Source organism: Lentzea fradiae (assembly GCF_900100955.1).
In the GTDB taxonomy this organism is placed as follows: Bacteria; Actinomycetota; Actinomycetes; order Mycobacteriales; family Pseudonocardiaceae; genus Lentzea; species Lentzea fradiae.
Window position 1 is genome coordinate 206,018 of the sequence record NZ_FNCC01000011.1, and the last position, 19,182, is coordinate 225,199.

At 69.1% G+C, this 19,182-nt stretch carries 20 protein-coding genes and 1 tRNA gene; 5 read left to right on the forward strand and 16 right to left on the reverse strand.

Annotated features, from left to right (window positions below):
• Nucleotides 1-7 precede the first annotated feature (7 nt).
• Nucleotides 8-748, forward strand: coding sequence for an inositol monophosphatase family protein (locus BLT23_RS26515; protein ID WP_218133896.1), 741 nt, complete (start codon nt 8-10; stop codon nt 746-748).
• Nucleotides 745-1,428 (forward strand): SDR family NAD(P)-dependent oxidoreductase, encoded by a 684-nt coding sequence (locus BLT23_RS26520; protein ID WP_090053480.1) that lies wholly within the window; start codon nt 745-747, stop codon nt 1,426-1,428. Before BLT23_RS26515 ends, BLT23_RS26520 begins: the two co-directional genes overlap by 4 nt.
• On the opposite strand, the gene BLT23_RS26525 is transcribed toward BLT23_RS26520, so the two are convergent.
• The 10 genes from BLT23_RS26525 to BLT23_RS26565 all read right to left on the reverse strand — a co-directional run bounded on the left by BLT23_RS26525 (nt 1,429) and on the right by BLT23_RS26565 (nt 9,493).
• Nucleotides 1,429-2,526: an MrcB family domain-containing protein gene (locus tag BLT23_RS26525; RefSeq protein WP_143036050.1), complete on the reverse strand. Its 1,098-nt coding sequence runs from the start codon at nt 2,524-2,526 to the stop codon at nt 1,429-1,431. It lies immediately after the preceding gene.
• Nucleotides 2,527-2,847: 321 nt separating this feature from the next.
• A tRNA-Leu gene (locus tag BLT23_RS26530) sits at nt 2,848-2,924 on the reverse strand.
• 118 nt (nt 2,925-3,042) lie between these two features.
• Complete coding sequence (locus BLT23_RS26535) at nt 3,043-4,146, reverse strand: ATP-grasp domain-containing protein (RefSeq protein WP_245744183.1); 1,104 nt, start codon at nt 4,144-4,146, stop codon at nt 3,043-3,045.
• Nucleotides 4,143-4,265: a hypothetical protein gene (locus BLT23_RS42105; RefSeq protein ID WP_269083663.1), complete on the reverse strand. Its 123-nt coding sequence runs from the start codon at nt 4,263-4,265 to the stop codon at nt 4,143-4,145. Before BLT23_RS42105 ends, BLT23_RS26535 begins: the two co-directional genes overlap by 4 nt.
• Before the next feature lie 197 nt (nt 4,266-4,462).
• Entirely contained in the window at nt 4,463-5,788 is a 1,326-nt protein-coding gene (locus BLT23_RS26540; protein ID WP_090053486.1) for an NAD(P)/FAD-dependent oxidoreductase, read from the reverse strand.
• A 142-nt stretch (nt 5,789-5,930) separates the two neighbouring features.
• Complete coding sequence (locus BLT23_RS26545) at nt 5,931-6,392, reverse strand: hypothetical protein (RefSeq protein ID WP_090053488.1); 462 nt, start codon at nt 6,390-6,392, stop codon at nt 5,931-5,933.
• A complete protein-coding gene (locus BLT23_RS26550) occupies nt 6,386-7,615 on the reverse strand; it encodes a DUF58 domain-containing protein (protein ID WP_090053491.1) in 1,230 nt (409 codons plus the stop codon). Before BLT23_RS26550 ends, BLT23_RS26545 begins: the two co-directional genes overlap by 7 nt.
• Entirely contained in the window at nt 7,612-8,553 is a 942-nt protein-coding gene (locus BLT23_RS26555; protein WP_090053494.1) for an AAA family ATPase, read from the reverse strand. The genes BLT23_RS26550 and BLT23_RS26555 overlap by 4 nt, the downstream gene beginning before the upstream one ends.
• Nucleotides 8,550-8,900: a hypothetical protein gene (locus BLT23_RS26560; protein WP_090053497.1), complete on the reverse strand. Its 351-nt coding sequence runs from the start codon at nt 8,898-8,900 to the stop codon at nt 8,550-8,552. Before BLT23_RS26560 ends, BLT23_RS26555 begins: the two co-directional genes overlap by 4 nt.
• Nucleotides 8,897-9,493: a DUF4129 domain-containing protein gene (locus BLT23_RS26565; RefSeq protein WP_143036051.1), complete on the reverse strand. Its 597-nt coding sequence runs from the start codon at nt 9,491-9,493 to the stop codon at nt 8,897-8,899. The genes BLT23_RS26560 and BLT23_RS26565 overlap by 4 nt, the downstream gene beginning before the upstream one ends.
• A gap of 59 nt (nt 9,494-9,552) precedes the next feature.
• On the opposite strand from BLT23_RS26565, the gene BLT23_RS26570 reads away from it, so the two are divergent.
• On the forward strand, nt 9,553-10,614 hold the full coding sequence (locus BLT23_RS26570; protein WP_090053503.1) for a toll/interleukin-1 receptor domain-containing protein: 1,062 nt from the start codon (nt 9,553-9,555) through the stop codon (nt 10,612-10,614).
• 164 nt (nt 10,615-10,778) lie between these two features.
• On the opposite strand, the gene BLT23_RS26575 is transcribed toward BLT23_RS26570, so the two are convergent.
• On the reverse strand, nt 10,779-11,402 hold the full coding sequence (locus tag BLT23_RS26575) for a uracil-DNA glycosylase (RefSeq protein WP_245744224.1): 624 nt from the start codon (nt 11,400-11,402) through the stop codon (nt 10,779-10,781).
• A gap of 30 nt (nt 11,403-11,432) precedes the next feature.
• Here BLT23_RS26575 and BLT23_RS26580 point away from each other — a divergent pair, with 30 nt between their 5' ends.
• Together BLT23_RS26580 and BLT23_RS26585 are read left to right on the forward strand one after the other, a co-directional pair.
• Entirely contained in the window at nt 11,433-12,890 is a 1,458-nt protein-coding gene (locus tag BLT23_RS26580) for a S10 family peptidase (RefSeq protein ID WP_090053505.1), read from the forward strand.
• Nucleotides 12,887-13,321 (forward strand): GNAT family N-acetyltransferase, encoded by a 435-nt coding sequence (locus BLT23_RS26585; RefSeq protein ID WP_090053507.1) that lies wholly within the window; start codon nt 12,887-12,889, stop codon nt 13,319-13,321. The genes BLT23_RS26580 and BLT23_RS26585 overlap by 4 nt, the downstream gene beginning before the upstream one ends.
• 83 nt (nt 13,322-13,404) lie before the next feature.
• On the opposite strand, the gene BLT23_RS26590 is transcribed toward BLT23_RS26585, so the two are convergent.
• The 5 genes from BLT23_RS26590 to BLT23_RS26610 form a co-directional block, all read right to left on the reverse strand.
• On the reverse strand, nt 13,405-14,400 hold the full coding sequence (locus BLT23_RS26590) for an ABC transporter ATP-binding protein (RefSeq protein ID WP_090053510.1): 996 nt from the start codon (nt 14,398-14,400) through the stop codon (nt 13,405-13,407).
• The gene (locus BLT23_RS26595) at nt 14,393-15,379 is read right to left on the reverse strand and encodes an ABC transporter ATP-binding protein (protein WP_090053513.1); all 987 of its coding nucleotides are present in this window, start codon (nt 15,377-15,379) and stop codon (nt 14,393-14,395) included. Before BLT23_RS26595 ends, BLT23_RS26590 begins: the two co-directional genes overlap by 8 nt.
• A 9-nt stretch (nt 15,380-15,388) precedes the next feature.
• The gene (locus BLT23_RS26600) at nt 15,389-16,363 is read right to left on the reverse strand and encodes an ABC transporter permease (RefSeq protein ID WP_090053515.1); all 975 of its coding nucleotides are present in this window, start codon (nt 16,361-16,363) and stop codon (nt 15,389-15,391) included.
• Nucleotides 16,356-17,285: an ABC transporter permease gene (locus tag BLT23_RS26605; RefSeq protein ID WP_090053518.1), complete on the reverse strand. Its 930-nt coding sequence runs from the start codon at nt 17,283-17,285 to the stop codon at nt 16,356-16,358. Before BLT23_RS26605 ends, BLT23_RS26600 begins: the two co-directional genes overlap by 8 nt.
• Before the next feature lie 121 nt (nt 17,286-17,406).
• Entirely contained in the window at nt 17,407-19,029 is a 1,623-nt protein-coding gene (locus tag BLT23_RS26610) for a peptide ABC transporter substrate-binding protein (RefSeq protein ID WP_090053520.1), read from the reverse strand.
• Between the last annotated feature and the right edge of the window lie 153 nt (nt 19,030-19,182).

Here is a 19,182-nt window from a genome sequence, read left to right on the forward strand (position 1 = left end):
TGTCCTGGTGACTCCCGAAGATCTGCTGGTGCTGGCCGAACAGTCCTGCGTGGACGCTGCGAAACTGCTGCGCGAGGTCAGCGTCGACGTCGAGCTGAAGGGCACGTTCGACCAGGTCAGCAGCGCGGACCTGGAACTGGAGCGGTTCCTGCGAGCCGCCCTGACCACAGGCGCCCCCGGCTCCGCCGTCGTGGGCGAGGAACTGGGCAGCTCCTCCGCCCACATCACCTGGTACGTCGACCCGATCGACGGAACCCGCAACTTCGTCCGCGGTCTCCCCCTCTCGTGCATCTCGGTAGCCGCCGCCATCGACGACACCCTGGTCGCGGGCTGCGTCCTCGACCCGTTCCGCGACGAGCTCTTCACCGCGGCCTCCGGCGTGCCCTTCCAGGTCCGCTCGACCGGCCTGACCATCCCACCCGGCGCGAGCCCGCGCCCGTTGGTGCTGACCGACATCCCCCTGCCCGGCAGCCCGTACACCGGCGAGATGGACCTGCTGACCGACCTGCTCGTCATCGCGGACGTCCGCCGCGTCTACTCGACCGCCCTGGCCCTGGCCTGGGTGGCAGCGGGCAGAGCGGACGCCGTGACGAACCTGGGCGTGCACCCGTGGGACGTGGCCGCAGGCGCCGTGCTGGTCCGCGAGTCCGGCGGCACGTACACCGAGATCGGCTCCAACGGGTTCGTCGCGGGCCGAGGCGAGATCGTCGACTGGCTCGTGGACCGACTGGAAGGCATCGTCTCGTGATCGATCTCAACGGCCGGGTGGTCCTGGTCACCGGCGCTGGCGGCACCATCGGGGCGGGCATCGCCACCCGTTTCGAAGCCGCGGGCGCGTTTGTCGTCCGCCACCGCGGGCGCGTGGACGGTGACCTGCGCACCGACGCTTCTCGGGTTGTTTCGGAAGCGGTTTCGGTTCACGGCCGCCTGGACGCTGTCGTGAACAACGCTGGGGTTCAGCCGGTGGAACCGTTGCCGTCCTTGGGTCTTGAGCAGTGGCGGTCCGTTGTGGACACCAACCTGACGGGGCCGTTCGCTGTCACGCAGGCTGCCGTCTCTCATTTGCCCGCGGGTGGCTCGATCATCCACATCGCGTCGATCGAGGGGACCCATCCCGCGCCGGGTCATGCCCATTACGCGGCTTCCAAAGCGGCGCTGATCATGCATGCACGTGCGGCTGCTTTGGAGTACGGCTCGCGTGGCATCCGCGTCAACACGGTGTCGCCCGGCTTGATCGCGCGTCCCGGCATCGAGGCCGGGTGGCCGGAGGGGGTGGCTCGGTGGCAGGCCGCGGCGCCGTTGGGGCGGCTGGGCACCGCTGAGGACGTTGGGGACGCTTGCGTGTTCTTGGCCAGCGATCTGGCCCGGTGGATCACCGGGCACGACCTGGTGGTGGACGGCGGGGTGACCGCCCGCCCGACCTGGTGATCACTCCCCGACGAGGTACCGGTACGAGATCGGCGTCAGGGCGGGCACGTTGACCTGCCACGGACGGATCACCCGCAGCTCGCCGCCCGAAGCCGTCGGCGGTGAGACCGTGCGGTCGAGCACGATGCCGCTGACGATCATCAACGCGTTGGCCGGGTACTTCTCCAGGTGGAGGTCGACCTCGTTCTTCGTCAGCACGATCTCGGACTCTTCTGTCCAGGTCGTCGTGGTGCCCTTGACCTCGACGTACAGGTGTTCCTCCGCCCGTTTCGCGTCGAGGTCGTAGGACTTCGTCGCCCCGACGTCCTTGACCCGGTAGCCCTCGCTCTTGAGATGCTCCGTCGCCACGTCGACGGCACGCCGCTCGATCGCCCGCCGTTCGTCCGCGCTGAACCGGAGCCCTCGTCGCTCTCTGCCGGCCGTGCGTTCGGCCTCGACTTCCGCGTCGACGACTTCGGGCGCCGTTTCACCCGGCACGTCGAGGGCGTGGTCCACGATCTCGTACAGCTCGCCGAGGACACCGACGAGGAAGGTGAGATCGTCGGCAAGCACTTCGTCGGAGGGCAGATCCTCCAACACGTACTCGAAGGCCACGACGTTGCCGTTCTCGTACGCGGGCCCCAACTTCCGGCCGCGCGCCTGAAGATCGATCTTCGTGACCAGATCCGGCCGCTCCGCCAACCGCGCAGCCAACCGTTCCCTCGCCCACTCCGCCCTTCGATGAAGCTCCTGCACCGGCCGAGCGGGGTACGCGGTGTTCTCCCACCGCGTCGCTCCCTGCATCAACGACAGGTAGACGCGATCACCCCGCGCAGCGAACAGGTAGACGACGTACCACCCTTTGGTGGCAGAGTCCGAGCGGCTGACCGAGTACACCCGAGCCCAGGGGATCTCGGCCTTCCCGCCGGTGGCGTCCTTCGCCTGCACGTCCCAGTCGCCGATCCCGACCGGCGCCTCCCGCGTGACGGCGGGCAACCGTTCCCGCAGCCAGTCCGCCACGTCGCGGCGCATCAGATGGCCGCGCCGCTCCATCTCGGGGGTGTTCCGAGAGCTCCACTGGCGCTGGAGCAGAAGGACTTCACGCAGAAGCTCACGCACGGGGCAACCACCTCACGACAAATGCGATCAGTGATCACAACATCGCACGGCAGCCCTCTTGTGTGTCACCCAACCGAGGACCGTTGCACAAATCTCGAAGTCGCCCCGGAACGCATGCGGTCCGTGATGCACAACACACCCAGCCATGATCACCCGCCCCGGCGTGCACCCGAACGATGAGCATGATCAACTTCCGGTCACTCTCCGACTCCTGCGGCGACGCCTCCAGAAGGCTGGAGACACGACCGAGAACATGCCCGAAGGCCATGACCGGACACCCGAAACACCAGGTCAGACCCACTATCCTGGTGCGGATGCAGTTGGTACCCCCGACGGGATTCGAACCCGTACTGTGATCCTTTTAAGGGACCTGCCTCTACCGATTGGGCTACGGGGGCGCGGTGAGCCTAGGGCTTGATCGTCGGCTTGTGTGAGCGGATGGTCGTTTCTCGCCCAAGCGGCCCAGCGAATTGGACTAGAGCGAGCAAGCGCCTAAGCGTCGAACGGACCCGAACATCAGCGGGACCTCCCCGCGCCGAGCAGTTCGTGGAAGCGCTGGGCGACCCAGTCGTGCACGGCGGTGGAGACGGCGTCGTCGTCCGCGCGGTGTTCGAACCAGCGCCAGTCGCAGTTCACGTTGATCTCCAGGAACACGTGTTCCGTGCCGGTCACGAGGAGGTCGAAGGCTGCCACCTGCACGCGCCAGTGGCGGGCCAGGGCCAGGAGGCGGTCGGAGAGGGACGCCGGGACCTCGGTTCGGGTGACGCGGACGGCGTCGGGGTCCACCCAGAGCTGGGCCGGGTCCAGTTTGTCGACCTGGTAGGCGATGCACTGCTCGCCGACGACGAAGACGCGCAGTTCCGTGTCGGACGGGACGTACTCCTGCACGATCACCGGCGCGGGTTCCGGGGCGTCGGAGGCCCTGGAGGTTTCCAGGGGGCGGGGGAAGAGGCCGTGCTGCACGCCGGGGCGGGGTTCGAGGAGGTGCCTGCCGGCCGTTTTGACGATGCAGCGGCCTCCGCCGGGGCGGGTGCGGCCCGGGCGGGTCGTCACGGCTGTGCGGGGGATGCTGAGGCCGAACGCGGCCGCGTCGGAGAGCTGGGTGAGGCGGTCCAGGTGGGTCGAGAAGCGCGACGGGTTCACGTGGGCCCAGTCGGAGCGGGACGACAGCCAGTTGGCCACTGAGGCCCACTGGTCGACGGCGTAGGCGCCGGCGAGGGTGCCCGGCTCCACGGGGACCGCCGAGAGCTCGAAGTGGCGGCGCCACACCAGGAGGGGGCGCAGGAGCCAGCGGTCCAGCTCGATCAGGGGCTGGTCGGTGTAGACGGACAGCGGGAGGTCGATGCAGCGGTCCGCGTCGATGCGGGCCATGCGGATGCCGCGTTCGGCCAGGGCTATGGAGAGCTCGTTCATCTCCATGTCGGCGGCGCGGGCCAGCACGAGGACGCAGGGCTGGGGGTTGCCGTCTCCCTCGTCGACCATGCCCAGGCGGTGGACCTGCTCCTGGAAGTCCAGGCACTTGGGCGGCGAGCGGAAGAGGTAGTCCTGGCCCTGCAGGAGGAGCGGTCTGGCAGCCTCGGACGGGGCGCTGGGCACCCGTCCGTCAGCTGACCTGCTCAATCGTCCTTCTTGCTGCGGAAACTCTGCCCCGCCTGCGCGTACTCCGCGGCGTACTGCGCCAACGCGGGGTCCTCGATCTCACCACGACGAAGCTGTGCGGCCAGCTCCTCGAGAGACATCGGGATCACCTCTCTCCCCACATGGCGAATCACGCATTCAGGTGATGCACCAGCCGTAGTCTCGGCAACACGTAACGCAATGTCAAGGCAGCCTCAGCAGCTTACTCCGATCGGGGGCTCAAGTTCGGCCTTAGGGCAAAAAAGTGCCCCGAATGAGGGTGTCATCCGGGGCACTCAGTGACGCACAGAGAGTGAGATCAGCTCTGCACCGCGCGGTCGAAGTCCGACTTCGGGTCGTTGATCTGGCCCAGCGCGACGATCTCGCGGCCGTAGAACAGGGCCTGCGTCCAGTCCATCAGGACGCGGAGCTTGCGGTTCACGGTCGGCATGAACATCACGTGGTAGCTGCGGTGCATGAACCACGCCGGAACGCCCTTGAAGCGCAGGCCGAACACGTCCGCGACGCCCTTGTAGAGGCCGAGGCCCGCCACCGAGCCGAGGTACTTGTGGAAGTAGTCCTTCGGCTTCTGGCCGCGCAGCGACGCGACGATGTTCTTCGCGAGCAGCTTCGACTGGCGGATGGCGTGCTGCGCGTTCGGCACGCACGTCGCCGTCGGGTCCTCCTCGATGCGCGAGAGGTCCGGCACCGCGGAGCAGTCACCGGCGGCCCACACGCCGTCGAGGCCCTGGACCTGCATGGCGGCGGTGCACCGGACGCGGCCGCGCTCGTCGAGCGGGAGGTCCGTGTTGCGCAGCACCGGGTTCGCCTTCATGCCGGCGGTCCAGATGATCGTGTCGGAGTCGAACTCGGTGCCGTCGTCGAGGACGACGTGGCCGTTCTCCAGCGACTTCACGCGGGTGTCGAGGTACATCTTGATGCCGCGCTTCTCGAGCGCCTCGACCGTCCACGCGCCGAGCTTGGCGGAGACCTCGGGCATGATCCGGCCGGCGGCCTCGACCAGGACCCAGTTCATCTCCTCGGGCTTGATGCCCTCGTAGTACTTGAGCGCATACCGCGTCATGTCCTCGAGCTCGGCGAGAGTCTCGATGCCCGCGAAGCCGCCGCCGATCACGACGAAGCTCAGCAGGCGCTTGCGCAGTTCCGCGTCGTTCGTGCTCGCGGCCTGGTCCAGGCGCGACAGCACGTGGTTGCGGACGTAGATCGCCTCGCCGATCGTCTTCATGCCGATGCCGACCTCGGCCAGGCCGGGGATCGGGAGCGTGCGGGAGATCGCACCCAGCGCGGAGACGAGCACGTCGTACTCGATCTCCTCGACGTGACCGTCCGACAGCTCGGCGGTCACGATCTTGCGCGAGTGCTCGATCTTGTTCACGCGGCCGGTGACGACGTGGCAGCGCTTGAGCACCTTGCGCAGCGGAGCGACGACGTGGCGCGGCTCGATCGAGCCGGCCGCCGCCTCTGGCAGGAAGGGCTGGTAGGTCATGTGCGGCTGCGGGTCGATTACCGTCACGGACGCTTCGCCGGAGCGCAGTTTCTTCTGCAGTCCGAGCGCCGTGTACATGCCGACGTACCCACCGCCGACAATGACAATCCGAGTGGGGTGCGACTTCACAGCAGCCATACACACATGGTCGCACCACGACCCCATTTTTCGCGCGTCCGGAGGGGCCGTTGTGACTACCGTCGCCAGGTGATGCGGGACACGATCCGCGCTGACCTGGCACTTGAGCCGCAGTTGAGGTGTTCCCGCTGAGAGGACCGATTCAGATCCTCAGCGCGACGACGCCGATCACGACCGTGAGAGCGCCCAGTCCGAGCACCTCGACCACCCCGATCGAGGTACCTCCCGGGACGACCGCCGCGAACGCCGCGACACCGAATGAGATCAGTTGGACAATGGCGAACCGGCGGGCCGGTGCTTTCACCGCCGCGGGTTCGATCTTCGTTTTCAACGGAACGACCGCGGCGAGCGCGGACGTCACGTGAATGAGGTGTAACGCGGGGATCAACAACAGCACTCCGAGCCTCACCGGAGGCCCGTCGGCGAACGCCGTCGTGACCGCCGCGTACCCGATCAGCAACGCCGCTCCCGCGCTTCCCGGCATCAGCGCCGTCAGCGCGGTGAGCGCCGCGACGACTACCAGCGGCACGACCGAGCGGGCCTCCAGGTACAGGACCGCCGCCACGGGCAGGGCGGCGAGGACGATCGCGAGCCGCATCAGCATCCGGCCGTCACCCGCACCCCGTGCTCGGCCATGCGCCGCAGCCGCAGCCGGTGCTCCGCGGCGATCAGCTCCGCCGCGACCTCGCCCCACGGCGTCTCCGGATCGGGACGCAGCGGCAGCGGGAGCGTGTCGACCGCCAGCACCACGTGACCGTGCTTGCGCGCCTGCACGGCCAGTTCGGCGATCTGGTCGTCGAGGAACGGCGACAGCAGCACGACCACGGCACCGTGCGGGAGCTTGCGCAGTGCCACGGTCGACGCCCACCCGGCGGCCTGCACGCACACGACGAGCTGCGTGCGGATGCGCATCAGTTGCCGCCTCCCCACGCCGGACCGGACGTTGAGCTGCGGCCGGCTCAGGTCCGTCAACGCGACCCGGTCGCCCTGCCGGAGGTACCCGGCGGCCATCGACGCGGCGTGCCGCACAGCGCGGTCCAGGCTGCCGTCCGGACGTGTCGTGGCGCCGCGGTGGGGTGACGACCACTCCGCGACGTCCGCGCTCACGTCCACGCGCGTGTCGAGGGCCAGCACGACCTCCGCGTCCGACTCGGCGTGCCGTTCGCGGACGTGGACCGTGCCGGTGCGGGTCGTGACGCGCCAGTCGATGCGGCGCAGCCGGTCCCCCGGCTGGAACGCCCTGATGTCGCGCAGCTCCGTCGAGTCGCCCGGCCGCGGCGACCGGTGGCTGCCGACCAGGCCGCCGGGACGTGGCGGCAGCGGACCGGCCGGGTGGTGGTCGACCGGCGGCAGGATCGTGCGGGCGTGCTCGACGCCGACGACCGGCCCGTAGACGTGCAGGCCGTCCGGTCCGGCGAAGAGGTGGTCGAGCCGCAGGTCGACGCCGGGTCCCCAGGCGTCCCGGCGGACCTCCACGGGCAGATCTGGTGAGTGCGCGGGCACGGCCTTCACGCCACCGGGCAGCTTGACCACCGCGATCTCGGCGTCGGCACCGTCGACGTGCGCGACGGTGTGCACGACACCGGCGCCCGCCCCGCGCGGCACCGGGCGGACGCTCACCGTCGGCGTGCCCTTCGGCTTGTGCGTGAGCAGCACGGACAGCACCAGCGGCACGCCGAACAGCACGAGCTCCGCTTGGTGCAGGAACAGCCCGGCGGCGACGAGACCGACGCCGAGCCAGACCGCGCGCGAGTACGCGTCGGTGGGGTGCCAGTGGGCGCCGTGCGACTGGGCCAGCGCCTCCCTGATCTTGTCGGCCCTGCTCATGAGCTGGGCGGTCCCGAAACCCTGCCGAGCAGGTCGGTGACGACCTGCACCCCGGTCACGCCGGACGTCCACGTCTCGGGCTTCAGCACGAGCCGGTGCGCCAGCGTGGCGACGGCGCACTCCTTGACGTCCTCCGGTGTCACGTACGCGCGTCCGTCCAAGGTGGCCAGCGCACGCGCGACGAGCACCAGCGCCTGGGCACCCCGCGGCGACGCGCCGACCTCGACGGACGGGTGCTGCCGCGTCGCCACGGCCAGGTCCACGCAGTACCGCAGGAGGTCGTCGTCGACCGTGGTCCGCTCCAGCTCGGCCTGCAGCTCGGCGAGCCGTCCCGGCGCCAGCACCGGCGGCACCTCCGCCTCCTCGCGCTGCCGGGCGATCCGCCGCCGCAGGACCTCGACCTCCTCCTCGGCGGGCGGGTAGCCGATGTCGAGCCGCACCAGGAACCGGTCGAGCTGCGCCTCGGGCAGCGGGTAGGTGCCCTCGTACTCGACCGGGTTGGACGTGGCCAGCACGTGGAACGGCCTGGGTAGCGCGAACGTGCGGCCCTCGACCGTGACCTGGCGCTCCTGCATGGCCTCCAGCAGCGCGGACTGGGTCTTGGGCGGCGTGCGGTTGATCTCGTCGGCCAGCAGCAGCCCGGTGAAGACGGGGCCCTGGTGGAACTCGAACTCGCGGTTGCCCGGGTCGTAGAGGAACGACCCGGTGACGTCCGCGGGCAGCAGGTCCGGCGTGCACTGCAGGCGGCGGAACTCCAGGCTGAGCGCCTGCGCGAGCGACCGCGCGATCAGCGTCTTGCCGAGCCCCGGCACGTCCTCCAGCAGCACGTGCCCGCCCGCCAGCACGGCCGCGAGCGCGAGCCGCACCGTCCGCGTGCGCCCGACGACGACCTTCCCGATCTCGTCGAGGACGGCCTTCGCCTCCAGTTCGATGCTCACTCGACCCTCCTGAGCCGTTCCGCGAGGTCTTCCGGGTCCGGCAGCGCGTCCGCGTCGATCCCGAGCCGCGCGAACCGGGCGCGGAACCGTTCCTGGTAGCGCCGCTGGTCCTCGGCCGCCTCCGCCAGCCGGCCGGCGAGCGTGCTGGCCTGGGCGGTGCTGATGGTGCCCGGCGGCGTCGGTTCCGCGCTCCAGACGACGTCCGTCGCCCGCGGCGTCCTGCCGACCAGCAGCGCGAACGCCGTGAGCGGCACGGCCAGCGCCGCGGCCCACGGCGGCGACGCGCCGAGCCACCAGATGACCACCCCGGTGACCACGCCGATCACCAGTGCCAGCACCGTCTTCACGCGAGCTCCCGGATGATGCGGCCCAGCTCCCGTCGCGCCTCGTCCGCCTGCTCGCGCGTGACGTCCTCGTGCCCGAACCGGGCGCGCTGGTAGAGGTCCTTGAGCGTGCTCGCGTCCACGCCGAGCTTCGCGGTGAACTCGGTGGGCGTCTGGTGCGGTGCGCGCGGCTCGGCGGCTTCGAGGGCGAGCCAGGCGGCGATCACGGCGTCCCGCGGCGGCCGTCGCGGATGCTCCGTGAACTCCCGCAACGCCTTCTCGACGCGCCGCACGACCGGGACCGGCGCCACCTCGTGGCCCTCGATCTCGACGCCCCGCACACCGCGGCGCCGCCACCGCGGCACCTCGACGGCCAGGAGGATGCCGGCCAGTCCGAACAGGACCAGCCCGACGAGCACCAGCAGGAACACCGTGAACGGCACGGCCACCACGTCCGGCAGGTCGTCGGGGAGCGCGAGGTCCGGCGCGGGTGCGTTGTTCTCCGGCGGCGGGCGGTCGTCCAGGCGGTTCACCAGGGTGACCGGGGACGTGCCCCTGGCCGCGACGACGACCAGCAGCAACGCCGCCACCGCCACCCCGGCCCGCCACCACCTCATGCCGGTCAGCCTCGCACGGTTCCGCCCCACCGGAACGATCATTTGGCTAACTTGCGGGGGTGGCCTCGACGGACGTCTTCATCAACTACCGCGGGGTCGACGCCGACCACGTGCCCCAGCTGCTGTTCGAACGCCTGTCCCGCACGTTCGGGCGGCGCCGGGTGTTCCTCGACAACATGACGATCGGGGCGGGCGAGGACTACGTGGTCAGCCTGCTGGAGGGGGTGCGGTCGGCGAAGGTGCTGCTGGCGGTGATCGGACCGAACTGGTTCGCCACCGACTCCGCCGGCCGCCGGTTGGTCGACGACCCGGACGACTGGATCCGGCGCGAGCTGGTCACGGCCTTCGCCCACGGCGTGCGGGTGGTCCCGGTGTTCACCGACGGCGCCACGCCGCCGCGCCCGGAACAGCTTCCGGCGGACATCAGGCAGCTGGGCAGGCAGAACGGTCTGCCGCTGCGCCGGATCCGCTCCGGCGAGGACCTCGACGCGATCGTGCGGGCGGTGTCCACGCACGTCCCGTCCCGCCGTCGCCGCCTGCTCACCGTGCTGGCCGCCGTGCTGGTGGTCGCGGTCGCGGCAACGCTGGTCCCGCTGCTGCTGCGGCCGGACGGCACCACCTCTGCTCCCGGACCCGGCACGCCCGTAAGCACCACGTCCGTGACCACCACGACGTCCACGACCGCTGAAGCCACGACCGTCGAGGCGACGACCACGAAGGCCACCACCACGACCACTTCCGAGCCGCCCGCCGCCGGAACGTGGTGGGAGGGCACGCTGACCCTGGACGCGGACACGTTCACCACGGGCTGGTCGCTGGACTCCTCACCGCCGCAGCGCTGGCCGTTGGGCGACCTGGGGCTGTGCTCCGGCGACTGCGGCGGTACTGCCGTCGCGGGTGTGGCCTTCGCGCCGTGGATCGGTGCCGCGCCGCCGGAACGGGCGCAGTGCGTGGACCGGCTGAACGCCAATCCCGGTGTGCGGCGGCTGCCCGTCCGCGCCGGTACGCGGGGGTGTCTGGTGACCGAGGGGCGGCGCATCGGACGGTTGGAGGTCGTCGGGATCGACGGGCCGGGCAAGATGCGGATCGCGGTCACGGTCTGGGAGACCCCGTCTGGCTAGACCGTCGAAGTCGCTCAGACAGCGAGCAAGACGGACTGAACGAGTTCCGCTCGGCGTGTTCCGCAAATCCAAGTGTTCCGCGTGTCGCGGAACACTTGGATTTGCGGAACACCGCTTCGGCGGACGCCTCGTCGTCACGTTCGGGTGACGTGTGACGCCGGGTTTCAGACGACCGCGACGGCCCGCCGGAGCACGTCCTGCAACATCTCCTGCGTCAGCCGTCCGGTGTAGGTGTTGTGCGGCGACACGTGGTAGCACCCGAACACCCGCAGCCCGCCCATCGACACCTCCACTCCGTGCCCGAACTTCGGCCGCTCCTCCCCCAGCAACGGCAGGAACGCCTTCCACCCGAACCCGCCGAGCACCACCGCGGAACGCAGGTGGGGCATCAGCGAGATCTCTTCGCGCAGCCAGTGCGAGCACCGGTCCCGTTCCTCGGCTGTCGGCTTGTTCTCCGGGGGCACGCAGCGCACGGGCGAGGCCATGCGCACGCCGTACAGCTCCATCCCGTCATCGCGGGACGTGGCCTCCGGCTGGGAGGCGAGGCCCAGCTCGTACAGGGCGCGGTAGAGGAAGTCGCCGGACGGGTCGCCGGTGAACATCCGGCCCGTGCGGTTGCCGCCGTGGGCGGCGGGGGCCAGGCCCACGATCAGCAGCGTGGCGTCCATCGGGCCGAAGCCCGGTACCGGCTTGCCCCAGTAGTCCCAGTCCTGGAAAGCCGCCCGTTTGGTCGCGGCGACCGACTCGCGCCACGCGACCAGGCGTGGGCACGCTCGGCAGGCCGTGATCCGTTCGTCGAGTTCCGTAGTGTTGCTCCCATGTCCGAGGAGAAGACCGAAGAGAAGCCCTCGTCTCCGTCCGATGACCTTGTCACCACCCAGCACAGCATCACCGTCAAGGGCCGCGAGCTGAACTACACCGCGACCACCGGGCGTGTCGTGCTGCGGGAGGAAGTGCTCAAGGACGGCGTGTTCGAGGGCCACAAACCCAAGGCCGAGGTGTTCATCACCGCGTACACGCTGGACGGCGCGGACCCGCTGAAGCGGCCCGTCACGTTCGCGTTCAACGGCGGCCCCGGCTCGGCCAGCGTGTGGCTGCACATGGGGCTCCTCGGGCCGCGCCGGGTGCTCAGCGGCGACGTCGGCAACCTCACGCCCCCGCCGTACGGGATCGCGGACAACGAGGAGAGCCTGCTCGCCGAGAGCGACCTCGTGTTCATCGACCCGGTGTCCACCGGGTACTCGCGGGCCGTCGAGGGCGAGAAGCCGGGCAGCTTCCACGGCTACCAGCCCGACATCGACTCGATCGCCGAGCTCATCCGCCTGTGGACCTCGCGCAACGGCCGGTGGATGTCGCCGAAGTTCCTGTGCGGCGAGTCCTACGGCACGCTGCGCGCGGCCGGTCTCGCCGAGCACCTGCAGAAGAAGTACGGCATGTACCTCAACGGGCTCATGCTGATCTCCTCGGTGCTCGACTTCGCGACGCTGGAGTTCAACGAGGGCCACGACCTGGCCTACACGCTGTTCCTGCCCACGTACGCGGCCATCGCGCACTACCACGGCCTGCACGGCGACCGTCCGCTCAAGGAGGTGCTCGCCGAGGCCGAGGACTTCGCGGTCCGCGACTACCCGTACGCCCTCGCGCGCGGCAACCGCCTGTCCGATGTGGAGCGTGCCGCCACGATCGAGAAGCTGGCCAGGCTCACCGGTCTCACCGAGGAGTACGTGGACGCGGTCGACCTGCGCATCGAGCACATCCGGTTCTTCACCGAGCTGCTGCGCCGCGACCGCAAGACCGTCGGCCGCATCGACGCCCGCTTCACCGGCTGGGACACCGACTACGGCCGCGAGGGCATCTCGGCCGACCCGTCGATCGACGCGATCGTCGGCCCGTACTCGGCCACGCTGAACCACTACCTGCACGCCGAGCTGGGCTACTCCAACGACCTGCCGTACGAGGTGCTGTCGCGGGTCATCGAGCAGTGGTCGTACAAGGAGTTCGAGGGCAGGCACGTGACGACGGCGGGCAAGCTGTCGGCGGCGATGAGGGCGAACCCGCACCTCAAGGTGCACGTGGCGTTCGGCTGGTACGACGGCGCGACGCCGTACTTCGCGGCCGAGCACCTGCTCGCGCACCTGCAGATCCCGAAGGAGCTGACGGCGAACATCGAGTCGGCCTACTACCCCGCCGGCCACATGATGTACGTGCACGAGGAGTCGCGGATCCAGCAGTCCGAGGACCTCACGAACTTCGTGCGGAACTCGTCCAACACGTGATCCTGGACCTGACCGACGACACCGTCCTGCACGAGCTGTGGACGGTGCAACGGCTGGCGTACGCCGTCGAGGCCGAGCTGATCGGCTTCGACGGCATCCCGCCGCTGCGCGAGTCGCTGGAAGACCTCGGGGCGTGCGGTGAGACCTTCCTCGGGCTCTACGACGAGGAAGGTCTCGTGGGCGCGGTGTCCTACCAGCTCGACGGGTCCACCGTGGACATCTGCCGCCTGGTCGTGCACCCGCGGGCGTTCCGGCGCGGGGTGGCGTCGAAGCTGCTCGACGCGCTGCCGGACGGGCCGCAGACGGTCAGCACGGGCAGCAAGAACGAGCCGGCGCTCGCGCTGTACCGCAAGCGCGGGTTCGTGGAGATCGGTGAGCGGGTGGTGGGGCCCGGAGTGTCCATCACCGACCTGGCCAGGGAGCCGCTCTGATCGTGCCGTGTCACGGCGCGTTCCACTGACGAGGGGCCGTGTCCGTGGACACGACCCCTCTCACCGAACGCAGAACGACCAGGTCAGACGACCGCGCGCTCCTCGGCGAAGTGGCACGCGGCCGGGTGGCCGCCGTTGCGCGGCACCAGCTCCGGCACCTCGGTCGCGCAGATGTCCTGCGCCTTCCAGCACCGCGTGCGGAACCGGCAGCCCGAGGGCGGGTCGATCGGCGACGGCACGTCGCCGGTCAGGCGGATGACGTCGCGGCGGCCTCGCTGGGTCGGGTCCGGCACCGGCACGGCGGACAGCAGGGCCTGCGTGTACGGGTGCATGGGGCGCTCGTAGATGTCGTCCTCGGTGCCGATCTCGACGATCTTGCCGAGGTACATCACCGCGACCCGGTTGGACAGGTGGCGGACCACCGACAGGTCGTGCGCGATGAACAGGTAGGAGAGCCCCATGTCCTTCTGGAGCTCGCCCAGCAGGTTCATGACCTGCGCCTGGATCGACACGTCCAGAGCGGACACCGGCTCGTCGCACACGATCACCTTGGGCTTGAGCGCGAGCGCGCGGGCGATGCCGATGCGCTGGCGCTGACCGCCGGAGAACTGGTGCGGGTACCGGTTGACGTGCTCCGGGTTGAGGCCGACGATCTCCAGCAGCTCCTGGACCTTGCGCTGCCGGTCGCCCTTGGGCGCGACCTCGGTGTGGATCTCGTAGGGCTCGCCGACGATGTCGCCGACCGTCATGCGCGGGTTCAGCGACGTGTACGGGTCCTGCAGCACGATCTGGATGTCGCGGCGCAGCTTGCGCAGCTCCGCGCCCTTCATGCCGAAGATGTCGCGGCCCTCGAACCTCGCCACGCCCGACGTCGGCGGTTCCAGGCGCATCAGCACCTGGGCCAGCGTGGACTTGCCGCAGCCCGACTCGCCGACGACGCCCAGCGTCTCGCCCTTGTTGAGCGAGAACGAGACGCCGTCGACGGCCTTGACGTGGCCCACGGTGCGCTTGAACAGCACGCCGACGCGGACCGGGAAGTGCTTGACGAGGTTCTCGACCTCGAGGATGGGCTCAGCCACGAGCGACAACCTCCTCCGCGATGTGGCACCGGCTGGTGCGGCCCATGCCGAGGTCGTGGACTGCCGGGACCTCGGTGGGGCAGCGGTCGAACGCCCGCGGGCAGCGCGGGTGGAACGGGCAGCCGGACGGGATGTTCGTGAGCGACGGCGGCAGGCCCTTGATCGTCTTGAGCTCCTGGCCCTTCAGGTCGAGCCGGGGCAGGGACTCCAGCAGCGACTCCGTGTACGGGTGCCCCGGCGCGCGGAACAGCTCGTAGACGTCGGCGTGCTCGACGATGCGGCCCGCGTACATGACCGAGATCCGGTCCGCGACGTCGGCGACGACGCCGAGGTCGTGGGTGATCAGGATCATGCCCATGTCGCGTTCCTTCTGGATCTCCGCCAGCAGGTCCATGATCTGGGCCTGCACGGTGACGTCCAGCGCGGTGGTGGGCTCGTCCGCGATCAGCAGCTCCGGGTCGAGCGCCAGCGACATCGCGATCATCGCGCGCTGCCGCATGCCGCCGGAGAACTGGTGCGGGTAGTCCGAGACGCGGCCCTTGGCGTTCGGGATCTTGACCTGGTCGAGCAGCTCGATAGCGCGCTTGCGGGCGTCCGCCTTGGACATCCCGCGCCGCACGCGCAGCTGCTCCTCGATCTGGAACCCGACCGTGAACACGGGGTTCAGGGCGGACAGGGCGTCCTGGAAGATCATGGCGATGCCCGCGCCGCGGACCTCGCGGCGTTCGTCCGCCGACTTGGTCAGCAGGTCCTCACCGCGGAACTTGATGGTGCCCTTGGTGATGAACGCGGGCGGCATGTCCAGGATGCCCATGATCGTCTGCGCGGTCACGGACTTGCCGGAGCCCGACTCGCCCAGCACGGCGAGGGTCTCGCCGGCCGACACGTGGTACGAGACTCCGTTGAGCACCTTCGCGACGCCGTCGCGGGTGCGGAATTCCACGTGGAGATCCTCGACCTCCAGCAATGGCTGAGTCACAGGATTCCCCTATCGGGACTTGGGGTCGAGGGCGTCGCGCACGGCGTCGCCCAGCATGACGAAGGCCAGCACGGTGATCGTGACGAAGCCCGCGGGGAACAGCAGCATGTGCGGTGCCGACTGGAAGTAGTCGCGGGACTCCGAGATCATCACGCCCCACGACACGACCGGCGGACGCAGGCCGATGCCGAGGAACGCGAGCGTCGCCTCGGCGCCGATGAAGGCGCCCAGGGCGATCGTCGCGTAGACGAGGACGGGCGCGACCGTGTTGGGCAGCAGGTGCCGGAACACGATCCGCAGCGGCGAGGCACCCAGGCCGCGCGCCGCGCGCACGTAGTCCTGCTGCTTCGCCACGAGCGTCGCCGACCGCATGATGCGCATCGCCACCGGCCACGACAGCACGGCGATCGAGAGCACCACCTGCGTGATGATCCGGACCGCGCTGGGGTTCTCGTTCGGCGCGTTCAGCGTTGTCAGGATGACGATCGCACCGAGCACGAACGGCACGCCGGCGAAGATGTCGCCGAACCGCGAGAGCAGCGAGTCGATCCACGTCTTCGCGTAACCGGCGATGATGCCGATGATCGAGCCGATGAGCACGGTCAGCAGCGTCGCGAACAACCCGACGAGCAGCGACGCGCGGGCGCCGTGCATGGCGCGGGCGTAGACGTCGTAGCCCTGGAGGTCGTAGCCGAACCAGGCGTCACCGGACGGCGACTGCAACGACTTGTCGAGGTCGGCGTGACGCGGGTCGACCGACGTGAAGAGCGTCGGCCAGATCGCCATCAGCACGATGATCGCGATGATGACCAGCGAGACGATGAACGTGGGCTTGCGGCGCAGCTCGCCCCACGCGTCGCTCCAGAGCGAACGGGGCTTGCGCTGCTTCTGCGAGGAGTCGTCGAGGTGGCTGGCGTGGTCGACACCGGCCGCCGCGGACGCCTCGAGTCCGGCTCCACCGGACACGGATCCTGGGTCACTCATAGCGAATCCTCGGGTCGAGTACGGCGTACAGGAGGTCGACGAGCAGGCTCATCAACAGGTACACCAGCACCAGCAGGGTCACGATGCCCGTGACCATGACGCCTTCCTTCTCCTGGATGCCGCGGAAGATCAGGCCGCCGATGCCGTTGATGTTGAAGACGCCCTCGGTGACGATCGCGCCGCCCAGGAGGCTGCCGAGGTCGGTGCCGAGGAACGTGATCACCGGGATCAGCGAGTTGCGCAGCAGGTGGACGCCGACGACGCGGCTCTGCGGCTGGCCCTTCGCGTTGGCCGTGCGGACGTAGTCGGCGCGCCGGTTCTCGACGATGCTCGACCTGGTCAGGCGGGCCACGTAGGCCATCGAGAGGCTGCCGAGCACGAAGCCTGGCAGGATCAGCTCGCCGAACGTCGGGTCGGAGCTGACCGAGGTGTCCATCAGGTCGAAGCCCTGCGGACCCAGGTAGAGGCGCAGCACGAAACCGGTGACGAAGACCGGCAACGAGATCAGGAACAGGGTCGAGACCAGGACGAGGTTGTCCAGGAAGCCCGACTTGCGCAGGCCGGTGAGGACACCGGCGATGATGCCGATGACGGCCTCGATGATCAGCGCGATGATGCCCATCTTGAGCGTGATCGGCCACGAGGTGGCGATCTGCTCGCCGACGGAGACGCCGTTGAAGGTGGTGCCGAAGTCACCGGTCACCAGGTTGCCGAGGTACTTGAAGTACTGGATCAGCAACGGGTCGTTCAGGTTGAGCTTGTCGCTCATCTCGGCCACGTAGGCCGGATCGCACGGCCGCTGGCCGCACTTGCCCGCGAAGGGGTCCTGCGGGATCGCCCAGACGAGGGCGTAGATCAGGAAGGTGGTCCCCAGGAAGACCGGTATCAGCTGCAGCAGACGGCGCAGCACATAGCGACCCATGAGGTCGGCTCCTTGCGTGGTGGGGGGTGCCCGGGATCCTGGAACACCGTTCCGGCCCCGCGCCCGTAACGCTCGAGGGACGCGGGGCCGGACGGTTGTTCAGAACTCAGGTGGTCGGCAATCAGCCCTTGACCCGGATCGACTCCAGGACGGCCTGACGCTTGAACGACATCTTGGCGTCGATCAGGTTCTTCGAACGGCCGCCGATGCCCTTCTCGTTCCAGGTCGGCATGGAGGGCAGGTCCCTGGCGATGATGTCCTCGGCCTGCTGGTAGAGCTTGATCGCCTCGTCCTCGTTGGCCGTGCTGTCAGCCTGCTTGAGCAGCGCGTCGACCTCGGGGTTCGAGTAGTTCGAGTCGTTGGACGACCCACCCGTGCGGTACAGCGGGTTGAGGAAGTTCTCGATCGACGGGTAGTCGGCCGACCAGTCGGAGCGGCTCATGCCGGTCAGCTGCTTGCCGTCGACGATCTGGCGGAACGCACCGAAGTTGGTGGCGCCGACGAACTCGCACTCGATCTCGAGGGCCTGCTTGATGCTGTTGCACGCGGCCTCGAGCGGCTCCTTGCGGCCACCGTCCTGGTTGGACTGGATGGTGAGCTTGCCGGTGAAGCCGGACTCCTTCAGCAGCTCCTTGGCCTTCTCCGGGTTGTACTTGCAGTACTCACCACAGGTGTCGGCGCGGTAGCCCTTGATGCCGGGCGAGACGAAGCTGGTGGACGGCACGTACGAGCCGGCCAGCACGGTCTTCGTGATCTGCTCCCGGTTGATGGCCATCGAGACGGCCTGGCGCAGCTTCACGTTCTTGAACGCGTCGATGTACTGCGGGAACGCGATCGCGCTCTGACCCAGCAGGTTCGCGGTCACGACCTGCTCGCCGAGGTCCGCCTTGTACTTCTCGCCGACCTTGGCCGACGGGGGCAGGGCCTCCATGAAGTCCAGCTTGCCGGACACGAGGTCCTGGTAGGCGGTCTCCTGCGAGGAGTAGATCTTGTAGTCCAGGGTCTTGAAGTGGACCTTGTCCTCGCCCTGGTACTCGTCGAAGCGCTCCATCTTGATCAGCGCGTTCGGCGTGCGGGAGACGAACTTCAGCGGGCCGTTGCCGATCGGCTTCGCCTCGGCCGCCTTCGGGTCCGCGAAGAACGAGTCGGCCATCGGCGAGAACGGCGTGTAGCCGATCATCGTCGTGAAGACCGAGGTCGGCCCGTTGAGGGTGACCTTGAACTCGTAGTCGCCGGTGACCTCGAGGCCGGACATCTTGTCCTTGGCCGGCTGGGCGTTCTCGTCGGACGGGTGGACGTCCTCGAAGCCCTGGATCACGGAGAAGAACGACGCCGCCTGCTGGGCGTTCGGCGCGTACGCGGCGTAGTTCCAGGCGTCGACGAAGTTCTTCGCCTTGACCTCGGTGCCGTCGTGGAACTTCCAGCCCTGCTTGATCTTGATGTCGTAGACCTTGGCGTCACTCGACGTGATCGACTCGGCCATCAAGTTGTAGGGCGCGCCGTCTTCCGCCTTGTAGCCGACCAGACGCGAGAACAGGGCGTCGGTGACCTTGCCACCGCCCGCCTCGGTCGTGTTGGCCGGGAAGAGCGTGCTCTTCGGCTCGGTGCCGTAGATCGACACCGTGCCGTCCGGGTTCTCCTTGCCGTCGCCGTCGGAGGAGCTGCCTCCACCGCCGCCGCACGCGCTGAGCGTCATGGCCAGCGTGATGGGCAAAGCCACCCACGCAACCCGTGATCGCGACATCAGTCTCTCCCGCCTTTCCCCGGCGCCGCTCGCAGGATATTGCGAGCGCACACCTCCCCGGGAGGTCTCGTCCACCTCCCAAAACGTGAGAGGACGTTAACCGGGGTGTCCAGGAGTACGCGCATCGAAAGCGGTCACAAAAGAGTCACGATC

Bases quoted from the DNA above. Each gene is read 5' to 3' on its own strand.
- BLT23_RS26580 (WP_090053505.1), top strand. From the start codon at position 11,433: ATGTCCGAGGAGAAGACCGAAGAGAAGCCCTCGTCTCCGTCCGATGAC.
- BLT23_RS26545 (WP_090053488.1), bottom strand. From the start codon at position 6,392: ATGCTGATGCGGCTCGCGATCGTCCTCGCCGCCCTGCCCGTGGCGGCG.
- BLT23_RS26605 (WP_090053518.1), bottom strand. From the start codon at position 17,285: ATGGGTCGCTATGTGCTGCGCCGTCTGCTGCAGCTGATACCGGTCTTC.
- BLT23_RS26550 (WP_090053491.1), bottom strand. From the start codon at position 7,615: ATGAGCAGGGCCGACAAGATCAGGGAGGCGCTGGCCCAGTCGCACGGC.
- BLT23_RS42105 (WP_269083663.1), bottom strand. From the start codon at position 4,265: ATGTCTCTCGAGGAGCTGGCCGCACAGCTTCGTCGTGGTGAGATCGAG.
- BLT23_RS26540 (WP_090053486.1), bottom strand. From the start codon at position 5,788: ATGGCTGCTGTGAAGTCGCACCCCACTCGGATTGTCATTGTCGGCGGT.
- BLT23_RS26600 (WP_090053515.1), bottom strand. From the start codon at position 16,363: ATGAGTGACCCAGGATCCGTGTCCGGTGGAGCCGGACTCGAGGCGTCC.
- BLT23_RS26610 (WP_090053520.1), bottom strand. From the start codon at position 19,029: ATGTCGCGATCACGGGTTGCGTGGGTGGCTTTGCCCATCACGCTGGCC.
- BLT23_RS26565 (WP_143036051.1), bottom strand. From the start codon at position 9,493: ATGAGGTGGTGGCGGGCCGGGGTGGCGGTGGCGGCGTTGCTGCTGGTC.